The following is a 9,424-nucleotide window of genomic DNA, read 5'->3' as shown; positions in this document are numbered from 1 at the left end:
GCCCCGGCGTCCGCCCGCACGGACGCGGCCCGCACGGACGAGCCCCGCACGGACGAGGCCGCCGCGGACGCGCCCGCCGACGCCGACGCCGAGGCCTGGTCCCCGGTGCCGGTCCCGCGTCCCACGTACACGATGAAGGCCCCGGCGCCGCGCCGGACGCCCGCCCCGCTCGCCGAGAGCGACGCCGAGGCGTCGACGGTGCGCCGTCCCGCGGACGCGTCGGCGGAGGTGCAGGAGGCGGCGGAGGCCGCCGCGGAGGCGGCCCCGACGGCGCCCGCGGCGCCGCTCGAGCCGGTCGCGGAGACCACGGGCAGCATCGACCTGAACGCGGTGCTGGCGCGCCGCCGGGCCGCCGGGCAGTGAGCCCGCGCGGCACGACGCCGCCGGTCAGGGGCCTGCGGACGCCGTGAGCCCCGCCACACGCGGCCGGTTTCCGCCGGACGCCGGGGTGGTGCTAACGTGTTCCTCGCTCCAAGGGGCTGTGGCGCAGTTGGTAGCGCGTCTCGTTCGCAATGAGAAGGTCAGGGGTTCGAATCCCCTCAGCTCCACCGCAGAAGGGCCCGTCCCGGTGAACTCCGGGACGGGCCCTTCGTCGTCGGTCCCGCGGGTCCCGTCCGCGGTGGTCGGACCGTCGCCACGGACGCACGGAAGGTGCCCGCCTTGATCGAGATCCTCAGCCCGACGGAGCTGGAGCGCGCACGCCGCACGGGTGCCCTCGTCGCCGACATCCTCCAGACGCTGCGCGGGCGCGCCTCGGTGGGCACCAACCTGCTCGAGATCGACCGCTGGGCCCGCGAGATGATCGAGGGCGCGGGAGCGCAGTCCTGCTACGTCGACTACGCCCCCTCGTTCGGGCGCGGGCCGTTCGGCCACTACATCTGCACGTCGGCCAACGACGCGGTGCTGCACGGCCGCCCGTACGACTACGTGCTCGCCGACGGCGACCTGCTGTCGCTCGACCTCGCGGTCTCCCTGCAGGGCGTCGTCGCCGACTCCGCGACCAGCTTCGTCGTCGGGTCCGCCCGGCCGGCGGAGAGCCTCGCCCTCATCGACGTGACGGAGCGCGCGCTGCAGGCCGCGATCGCCGCGGCGGGGCCCGGGGCACGGGTCGGCGACCTCTCGCACGCGATCGGCACCGTGCTCAAGGGCGCCGGCTACCCGGTGAACCTCGAGTTCGGCGGGCACGGCGTCGGGTCGACGATGCACCAGGACCCGCACGTGTCGAACGACGGGCGCCCCGGCCGCGGCTACACGCTGCGCCCCGGCCTGCTGCTCGCGATCGAGCCGTGGGTCATGGCCGACACCGACGAGCTCGTCACCGACGCCGACGGCTGGACGCTGCGCAGCGCGACGGGCTGCCGCACCGCGCACAGCGAGCACACCGTCGCCATCACGGAGGACGGCGCCGAGGTGCTCACCCTGCCGACGCGGCGCTGACCGCCCGCGCACTGCCCACGCACGACGACGGGCCCCTCCTGGCGGAGGGGCCCGTCGTCGTCAGGCGGCCGCCGTGCGGCCCGTGGTGCGGGTCAGCGGCGGTTCTTGCCGGCCCAGCCCGCGTAGAGGCTCACGAAGATCGCGGCGAGGCCGATCTGGAACACCAGCTCGATCCAGTCGATGCCGTCGGTCGTCTCGACGCCCACGACCTGCGCGAGCCACGTACCGATGAGGGCCGCGATGATGCCGATGACGATGGTCGCGAGGATCGAGATGCGCTGCTTGCCCCGGACGACGAGGCGACCGAGCGCCCCGATGATCGCGCCGATGACGATCGCGGTGATGATGCCGCTGATGCCCATGCACACTCCTCAGATCGAGTCAAGGGTCAATTTCCGTGACGCGAGAAAACTAGGGCACTTCCGGTCGGTGCGCCTCTCGAGCGGTTCCGGGCCCGTGTCGCGGACGGCGAGCGGGGCGCGCCGGACGGGCCCGGACGCCCGCGGCGCCGCCCCGCGCGAGTAGGTTGCGGGTGCCGTCACCCCCCACCAGGAGGAGTCCCCGTGCCCGACGTCGTGCCCGTGGTGCCCGCCCCCCTCGTCCTCGAGCCCGTGGACGCCCCGCCGTACGTGGTCTCGGCGGCGACGACCGTCGTCGTCGCGACCACGGGGGCCGCCGTCGACGACCCCGCCGCGCACCCGGCGACGCCCGCCGCGGTGCTCGTCGCGGACCTGCTCGGCCGCGCCGCCGGGCACGCCGTGCGGCTCGCGTTCGAGGACCCGGGCGTCCCCGGCGCGGTGCACGTGCGCCTGCTCCCGGACGCGCCGGCCGCGAGCACCGGTCCGGGCGCCCCGGGCGCGGGTGCCGTGGGTGACGGCCGCGACGCCGACGCGCTGCCGCCCGGCGACGAGGCGTACCGCGTCGTCGTGGCAGCGGACGGCGTCCGCCTCGACGCGCGCACCCCCGAGGGCCTCGTGCACGGCGTCGTCACGTTGCGCCAGCTGCTGCGCGAGCTGCCCGACGGCGGCGTCGAGGTGCCGGCCGTGCGCGTCGTCGACGCACCGCGCTACGCGTGGCGCGGCCTGTCGCTCGACGTCGCGCGGCACTTCGTGAGCGTGCCGGACCTCAAGGTCGTCATCGGCCTGCTCGGGCACTACAAGCTCAACGTGCTGCACCTGCACCTCACGGACGACCAGGCGTGGCGCCTCGACCTGCCGTCGCGGCCCGAGCTGGTGCGCCGGTCGAGCGCGCACTCCGTCGGCGGCGACCCGGGCGGGCACTACTCGGCGGCGGACTGGGACGAGATCCTCACGTTCGCGCAGGCCCGCGGCGTGCGCGTCGTGCCGGAGATCGACGTCCCCGGGCACGTCAACGCGGCGCAGCACGCGTACGGCGAGCTGAACCCCGACGGGCGTCCCACCGACGAGTACCTCGGCATCGAGGTCGGCTTCTCCCGCCTGCACGACGACCTGCCGGCGACGCACGCCTTCCTCGCGGACGTGTTCGGCGACCTCGCGCGCATGACGCCCGGTGCGTACGTGCACGTCGGCGGCGACGAGGTGCTGACGATGGCGCCGGAGGAGTACGCGCGCCTGGTCCGGGCCGCCGCCGACGCCGTCGCCGCGCACGGCAGGACGGTCGTCGGGTGGCAGGAGGTCGCGCACGTCGACGGCCTGCCGCCGGGCACGGTGGTGCAGCTCTGGGACGACCGCGTCGACCCGGCGCCGTTCGTCGCGGCGGCCGAGCGCGGTGCGCGCATCCTGCTGTCGCCGGGGTCACGGGTGTACCTCGACATGAAGTACGACGCCGACTTCCCGCTCGGCCTGGAGTGGGCCGGGCACGTCGAGCTGCGTGACGCCTACGCGTGGGAGCCGGAGGAGTTCCTGCCCGGCCTGCCGGAGGGCGCCGTGATCGGCGTCGAGGCGGCCCTGTGGACCGAGACGCTGCGCACGCTCGACGACCTCACGACGATGCTGCTGCCGCGCCTCGCCGCCGTCGCGGAGGTCGCGTGGAGCGCGCCGGAGCGCCGCGACCTCGCCGACCTCACGCGCCGGCTCACGGCGCACGGCGCGTACTGGGACCGCCTCGGCCTCGCCTGGTACCGCTCGCCGCAGGGCGTCTGGGACGCACCCGTGTCCTGAGGCCCGGGCGCGCGCCGCCGCACGCGGGGCGCGCGCCCGGACCCGTCAGATCCAGGTCGGCAGCCACATCCGGATGTGCCACTGCTGCCACGGCACCACCCACGCCGACCAGACGGGGTAGAAGAACAGCCCGGCGGCCACGACGACCGCGACGAACACGCCGACCCCGATGATCGCGCGCCGCCGCCCGCGCCGGTCCCGCTCGCTGTCGTCGGGGCTCGCCGGCCCCACCAGCAGCCCGAGGACGTACACGAGCGTGAGCACGACCCACGGCACGAACGCGACCGAGTAGAACGCGAAGATCGTCCGGTGGGCGTACGCGAACCACGGCAGCCAGCCGGCGACGATGCCGGACAGCACCGCGCCGGCGCGCCAGTCGCGGTAGCGCACGAGCCAGAACAGCGCGACGAGGATCGCGGCCGCGCCGGCCCACCAGATCACCGGGTTGCCGACCGCCAGGATCGCCTGCGAGCACGAGTCGGCGCCGCACGCGGCCTGCGCCTGGCGGCCCGTCAGCCCGGAGATCTCGCCCGGGTACCAGTACGACGTGGGCCGCCACTGCACGATCCAGCCGAGGGGGTGCGCCGCGTAGGAGTGCGGCGTCTCGAGACCGTTGTGGAACCGCCACATGTCCTGGTGGAACTGCCACAGCGACCGTGCCGCGGGCGGCAGCCACTGCACGCCCTGGTCCGGGTTGGCCTCGGCCCAGTGCCGGTTCCAGGCGTTGTCCGAGGTGAACCACGACGTCCACGACGCGACGTACGTGAGCAGCGCCGACCCGACGACGACCACGAACGCGAGCAGGCCGTCCTTGACGACGGCCGCCACGTGCCAGGCGCGCACGCCGACGCCCCGCCGCGCCGCCATGTCCCACAGCACGGTGAGCACGCCGAACACCGCGAGGAAGTACATGCCCGACCACTTGGTGCCGATGGCCAGTCCGAGCAGCACGCCGGCGGCCAGCCGCCACCAGCGGAAGCCGAGGCCCGGACCCCAGCGCAGGGTGCCGCCGGCGTCGAGCACCGCCGCGGCGCGGTCCGCGAGCCGGCGGCGCGCCTGCTCGCGGTCGAGCACGAGCGCGCCGAACGCCGCGAGCACGAAGAACATGAGGAACGGGTCGAGCAGGCTGATCCGCGAGTGCACGATCGCCTGGCCGTCCACGGCGAGGAACAGCCCGGCGACCGTGCCGAGCGCCGTCGACGCGAAGATCCGGCGGCCGATGCGCGCGACCATGAGCACGGCGAGCGTCCCGACGACCGCCGCGGACAGCCGCCACGCGAACGAGCTCTCGACGCCGCCGCCCAGCTGCATGCCGAGCGCGATCATCCACTTGCCCACCAGGGGGTGGACGACGTACTCGGGGTCGGTGCCGAGGCTGCTCGTGTCGCCGCTCTCGAACGCCGCGTTCGGGTCGTCGCCCCACGCGGCCTCGTAGCCGCGGGCCAGCAGCGAGAACGCCTGCTTGACGTAGTACGTCTCGTCGAACACCAGCGAGTGCGGGCGGGCGAGGTCCCAGAACCGCAGGACGCCGCCGAGCACCGTGACCGCGAGCGCCCACAGCCAGCCGTTGCGCCGGTCGCGCGGTGTCGCGTCGAGGGCGAGCGCGCCGTCGCCGAGCAGGCGGCGCAGGAGCACGGTGCGACGCGGCTCGGCGGGCCCGCCGTCGAGGTCGTCGTCACCGGCGTCCCGGTCGGCCGCACCGTCGTCGGCGTCCTCGGGCCGCGGGGCGTCGTCGGCGTCCTCGGGCCGCGGGGCGTCGTCGGCGTCCTCCGGCCGCGTGGGGTCGGCGACGACCGTCGTCGCCTGCCGCTGCGCGGGGGCGCTCTCGTCGTCGGGAGGGAGCGTTCCCGCACCGCCGGGCACGGCGGTGCCCGGCGCGTCCTCGCGCTCGGCGTCGTCTCCGGTGGGCGGCACGCGGTCATCGTAGAGGGCCGCACCGTCGTCGTGTGACCGGGGTCACCGCCACCTGGTCACACGCGCGCGGGTGCCAGGCTGGGGGGCGTGAGCACCGACCGTCCCGCCCGTACCGGCCTGCTCGTGCTGGCCGCCACGCCCATCGGCGACGCCGAGGACGCCTCCGCCCGGTTGCGGCGCCTCCTCGCCGAGGCGGACGTCGTCGCCGCGGAGGACACCCGCCGCACCCGCGCGCTCGCCGCCCGGCTCGGCGTGCCGATCGGCGGGCGTCTCGTCAGCCACCACGAGCACAACGAGGGCGGGCGCGTCACCGAGCTGCTCGACGTGGTCGCGGGCGGCGGCACCGTGCTCGTCGTCAGCGACGCCGGCATGCCGGCGGTGTCCGACCCGGGGTTCCGCGTGGTGCAGGCCGCGGTCGCGGCCGACCTGCCGGTGACGGTCGCGCCCGGGCCGAGCGCGGTCCTCACCGCGCTGGCGCTGTCCGGCCTGCCGACGGACCGGTTCGCGTTCGAGGGGTTCCTGCCGCGCCGGCCGGGGGAGCGCGCGCGGGCGCTGGCGGCGCTCGCGGGGGAGCGGCGCACGCTCGTGCTGTTCGAGGCGCCGCACCGCGTGCCCGAGACGCTCGACGCGATGGTCGAGGCGTTCGGCGCCACGCGACCGGGCGCGGTGTGCCGCGAGCTGACGAAGACGTACGAGGAGGTGCGCCGCGGCCCGCTCGCCGAGCTGGCGGCGTGGGCGCACGCCGGGGAGGTCCGCGGCGAGGTCGTGCTGGTCGTCGGCGGCGCGCCGGCGGACGGCCCCGCGGACGTGGGCGACCTCGTGCCCGAGGTGCTCAGCCGCGTCGACGGCGGCGAGCGGCTCAAGGAGGCCGTCGCGGGGGTCGCCGAGGCGGCGGGCGTCGGCAAGCGCGAGCTCTACGCGGCGGCCCTGGCGGCGCGCGGCCGCTGAGCGGGCGTCCCGCGGTGCGGGCGACCCCGCGCGTCAGAGGTCGGTCGACGCCACCAGCTCGGCGCCCGCCTCCGCCATCGCGGCGCGCGCGGCCTCGCCCTGCTCGGGCGTCACGGGCACCGTGAGGTCGGTGAGCACGCGGGCGCGCATGCCGAAGCCGAGGGCGTCGAGCGTCGTGGCGCGCACGCAGTGCGACTCGGCGATGCCGACGACGTCGACCTCGGTGACGCCCGCGTCGCGCAGGATCGCGCCGAGCGCGCGGCCGTCGTGGTCGTGGCCCTCGAAGCCGGAGTAGGCGGCGGCGTACTCGCCCTTCTTCACGCTGACGTCGGGACGCAGGTCCGCGAGGGCCGGGTGCAGGTCCGCCTCGGGCGTGCCGACGACGGCGTGCGGCGGCCACGTGTCGACGTAGTCGGGCGTGTCCGAGAAGTGCTCGCCCGGGTCGACGTGCCAGTCCTGCGTCGTGACGACGAGGTCGTACCGGTCGCGGTGCTCGGCGGCGTACCGGGCGACGCCCTCCGCCACGGCGTTCCCGCCCGCGACGCCGAGGGCCCCGCCCTCGCAGAACGTGGGCTGGACGTCGACCACCAGCAGGGCGCGCCGGCCCTGCGTCCGCTGCTCGCTCATGCGCCCATTCTCGGCGCGGTCCCGCCGCCGCGTCCTGCCGTCGCGGCGTGGGCCCTGACACACGCGCCCTTGCCGGTCGGTGCGCGGGCGCGGAGGCTGGGGGAGCGGCCGTCCCGCCCCGGGCGGCGCGACGGGAGGTACGGCGATGACCGCAGGGCCCGGGACCGGCCGCCGCCGGACGGCCGCGGCCGCCACGGCGGCGGCGTTCGCGCTGCTCACGGCGTGCTCGCCCGGCACGGGCGAGGCACCGACCGCGCCGGGCACGACGTCCGCGACCGCCCCCGCGACCTCCGCGTCCGCCCCGGCGCCCGCGTCGCCGGCGCCGACGTCCCCGGTCCGCGACGTGCCCAGCGTCACGGTCGCGTCGGTCGAGGAGGTCGCGACGGGCCTCGACGCGCCGTGGGGCCTGGCGTTCCTGCCGGACGCGCGGGCGGTGGTCACGCTGCGCGACGCCGCCCGCCTGGTCGTCGTCGGACCCGACGGCGCCGTGGCGGACGTGACCGGCCCCGGCGCCGACGAGGTCGCCGCCGCCACGGTGCCGCGCGGCGAGGGCGGCCTCCTGGGCGTCGCGGTCGTGCCCGACGCCGCCGCGGGCGGCCCCGTCGACCTCGTGCTGTACCTGACGGCCGCGCAGGACAACCGGGTCCTGCGCGCGACGCTCGACGGGACGACCCTCGGGCCCACCCGCGCGGTCGTCACCGGCATCCCGCGGGGCAGCAACCACAACGGCGGCCGGCTCGCGTTCGGGCCCGACGGTGCCCTGTACGTCACGACCGGCGACGTCTACGACACCCGGCTCGCGCCCGACCCGGCGAGCCTCGGCGGCAAGGTCCTGCGCGTCACCGCCGACGGCGCGCCCGCGCCGGGCAACCCCGACCCGGCGTCGCCGGTCTGGACCCGCGGGCACCGCAACGTGCAGGGCATCGGGTGGGCGCCGGACGGCCGCGCGTTCGCCGCCGAGTTCGGGCAGGACACCTGGGACGAGCTCAACGTGCTGCACGCGGGCGCCGACCACGGCTGGCCGTCGGTCGAGGGCACGGGCGGCGCGGCCGACGGGTTCGTCGACCCGGTCGCGCAGTGGTCGACGGACGAGGCGTCGCCCAGCGGCCTCGCCGTGACGGACGAGGGCGTCTACCTGGCCGGTCTGCGCGGCGAGACGCTCTGGCGCGTGCCGCTGCGGCCCGTCGACCCGGCGGCGCTCGCGGACCCGGCGCAGGACGCCGCGGGCGTCGGCACGCCGCAGCCGCTGCTGGCGGGCGAGCACGGGCGGCTGCGCGCGGTCGAGGTCGCGCCCGACGGGTCGCTGTGGGTGCTCACCAACAACACCGACGGCCGCGGCGACCCCCGCCCCGGCGACGACCGCCTGCTGCGCGTGCGCGTCGGCTGACGACCCTCCGGGCGAGCCACCGCCGCGTCCGACCCGAACCGCACGCCCCCGGCGTGTCCGTGCTGTCCGGGTTCGTGCCGATCGGTACTGTGTGCGCCGATCAGCGGACCTGAGAGGGAGCGTCATGCCGGCGAGGGCCAGGAGCATTCTCATGTGGGTCGTCGTCATCTTCCTCGTCTACGCGGTCGTGACGAACCCGGACCGGGCGGCGGACGTCGTCCGCGCGATCTGGGACTTCCTGTGGGGCGCGGTCCAGGGCTTCGGGGAGTTCTTCCGCAACCTCGCGCAGTAGGCGGGCGGTGCGGCGGCGGCACGGCGGCGCGGCGGGAGGGGTGACGACATGGGCGCGGACCGCGCGACACGCATCGTCATGTCGCACCGGCTGCTGCGGCGGTACGTGCTGCCCGGCGAGCGGGTCGTGCTGGCGATGCGCCGCCACTGGGCGAAGCTGCTCGAGCCCGCGCTGACGTGCCTGGCCGTGTTCGTGCTGGTGGCGTGGGCGACGCTCGCGCTGCAGCCGACCCTCGGCGACCGCGCCCTGTGGCTGTGGTGGCTGTGGCTCGCGGCCCTCGCCCGGCTCGGCTGGCGGGTGCTCCTGTGGCGCGTGGAGTGGTTCGTCGCGACCGACAAGCGGATGCTCCTGCTCACCGGCCTGGTGACCCACCAGATCGGGATGATGCCGCTGCTCAAGGTGACGGACATGCGGTACTCGCGGTCCCTGCCCGGGCAGCTGCTCGGCTACGGGCAGTTCCTGCTCGAGTCCGCCGGGCAGGACCAGGCGCTGCGCAGCATCGACTGGGTCGCGCACCCCGATGCCACGTACCGGGACCTGTGCGCGCTCATCTTCACGCCGACGGGCACCCCGGACACCGTCGCGGCGGCGCACGCGCGCCTCGTGCCGGGCGTGGGTGCGTCGGCGGCGCCGCCGACCCCGCCACCGCCCCTCACGCCCGTCTAAAAATAAAATAAA

At 76.3% G+C, this 9,424-nt stretch carries 9 protein-coding genes, 1 tRNA gene and 1 pseudogene; 8 read left to right on the top strand and 3 right to left on the bottom strand.

Going from position 1 to position 9,424, the window contains the following annotated elements; genetic code table 11:
* The 3 genes and pseudogenes from AB6N23_RS15205 to map form a co-directional block, all read left to right on the top strand.
* Positions 1 to 363: pseudogene (locus AB6N23_RS15205) on the top strand (hypothetical protein); the annotation flags it as partial.
* Between the two features lie 112 nt (positions 364 to 475).
* Positions 476 to 548, top strand: a tRNA-Ala gene (locus AB6N23_RS15200).
* 112 nt (positions 549 to 660) lie between these two features.
* The gene (gene map, locus AB6N23_RS15195; protein ID WP_412866848.1) at positions 661 to 1,437 is read left to right on the top strand and encodes a type I methionyl aminopeptidase; all 777 of its coding nucleotides are present in this window, start codon (positions 661 to 663) and stop codon (positions 1,435 to 1,437) included.
* A gap of 92 nt (positions 1,438 to 1,529) precedes the next feature.
* Here map and AB6N23_RS15190 read toward each other — a convergent pair whose 3' ends face one another.
* Positions 1,530 to 1,799 (bottom strand): GlsB/YeaQ/YmgE family stress response membrane protein, encoded by a 270-nt coding sequence (locus AB6N23_RS15190; RefSeq protein WP_412866847.1) that lies wholly within the window; start codon positions 1,797 to 1,799, stop codon positions 1,530 to 1,532.
* A 201-nt stretch (positions 1,800 to 2,000) separates the two neighbouring features.
* Between AB6N23_RS15190 and AB6N23_RS15185 the strand changes: the two genes are divergently transcribed.
* On the top strand, positions 2,001 to 3,578 hold the full coding sequence (locus AB6N23_RS15185; RefSeq protein WP_412866846.1) for a beta-N-acetylhexosaminidase: 1,578 nt from the start codon (positions 2,001 to 2,003) through the stop codon (positions 3,576 to 3,578).
* A gap of 45 nt (positions 3,579 to 3,623) precedes the next feature.
* Here AB6N23_RS15185 and AB6N23_RS15180 read toward each other — a convergent pair whose 3' ends face one another.
* On the bottom strand, positions 3,624 to 5,492 hold the full coding sequence (locus tag AB6N23_RS15180) for a dolichyl-phosphate-mannose--protein mannosyltransferase (RefSeq protein ID WP_412866845.1): 1,869 nt from the start codon (positions 5,490 to 5,492) through the stop codon (positions 3,624 to 3,626).
* Between the two features lie 87 nt (positions 5,493 to 5,579).
* On the opposite strand from AB6N23_RS15180, the gene rsmI reads away from it, so the two are divergent.
* Positions 5,580 to 6,440: a 16S rRNA (cytidine(1402)-2'-O)-methyltransferase gene (gene rsmI, locus AB6N23_RS15175; protein ID WP_412866844.1), complete on the top strand. Its 861-nt coding sequence runs from the start codon at positions 5,580 to 5,582 to the stop codon at positions 6,438 to 6,440.
* 33 nt (positions 6,441 to 6,473) lie between these two features.
* Here the strand turns inward: rsmI and AB6N23_RS15170 are convergent, their stop codons facing one another.
* Complete coding sequence (locus AB6N23_RS15170; RefSeq protein WP_412866843.1) at positions 6,474 to 7,067, bottom strand: isochorismatase family protein; 594 nt, start codon at positions 7,065 to 7,067, stop codon at positions 6,474 to 6,476.
* Between the two features lie 145 nt (positions 7,068 to 7,212).
* Between AB6N23_RS15170 and AB6N23_RS15165 the strand changes: the two genes are divergently transcribed.
* The 3 genes from AB6N23_RS15165 (at position 7,213) to AB6N23_RS15155 (ending at position 9,412) form a co-directional block, all read left to right on the top strand.
* On the top strand, positions 7,213 to 8,454 hold the full coding sequence (locus tag AB6N23_RS15165) for a PQQ-dependent sugar dehydrogenase (protein ID WP_412866842.1): 1,242 nt from the start codon (positions 7,213 to 7,215) through the stop codon (positions 8,452 to 8,454).
* A gap of 151 nt (positions 8,455 to 8,605) precedes the next feature.
* Positions 8,606 to 8,746, top strand: a complete 141-nt coding sequence (locus AB6N23_RS15160) for a hypothetical protein (RefSeq protein WP_412866841.1) — start codon at positions 8,606 to 8,608, stop codon at positions 8,744 to 8,746.
* A gap of 48 nt (positions 8,747 to 8,794) precedes the next feature.
* The gene (locus tag AB6N23_RS15155; protein WP_412866840.1) at positions 8,795 to 9,412 is read left to right on the top strand and encodes a PH domain-containing protein; all 618 of its coding nucleotides are present in this window, start codon (positions 8,795 to 8,797) and stop codon (positions 9,410 to 9,412) included.
* Positions 9,413 to 9,424: the final 12 nt, after the last annotated feature.

Origin of the sequence: Cellulomonas pasadenensis, from assembly GCF_047229365.1 — a bacterium.
Classification (GTDB): Bacteria; Actinomycetota; Actinomycetes; order Actinomycetales; family Cellulomonadaceae; genus Cellulomonas.
The sequence above is the reverse complement of the archived record's forward strand: the minus strand, read 5'-3'. Positions and strand labels throughout refer to the sequence as shown.

Excerpts from the sequence above, each read along its gene's own strand:
- AB6N23_RS15170 (WP_412866843.1), bottom strand. The coding sequence starts at position 7,067 with ATGAGCGAGCAGCGGACGCAGGGCCGGCGCGCCCTGCTGGTGGTCGAC.
- AB6N23_RS15190 (WP_412866847.1), bottom strand. The coding sequence starts at position 1,799 with ATGGGCATCAGCGGCATCATCACCGCGATCGTCATCGGCGCGATCATC.
- AB6N23_RS15155 (WP_412866840.1), top strand. The coding sequence starts at position 8,795 with ATGGGCGCGGACCGCGCGACACGCATCGTCATGTCGCACCGGCTGCTG.
- AB6N23_RS15165 (WP_412866842.1), top strand. The coding sequence starts at position 7,213 with ATGACCGCAGGGCCCGGGACCGGCCGCCGCCGGACGGCCGCGGCCGCC.
- AB6N23_RS15160 (WP_412866841.1), top strand. The coding sequence starts at position 8,606 with ATGTGGGTCGTCGTCATCTTCCTCGTCTACGCGGTCGTGACGAACCCG.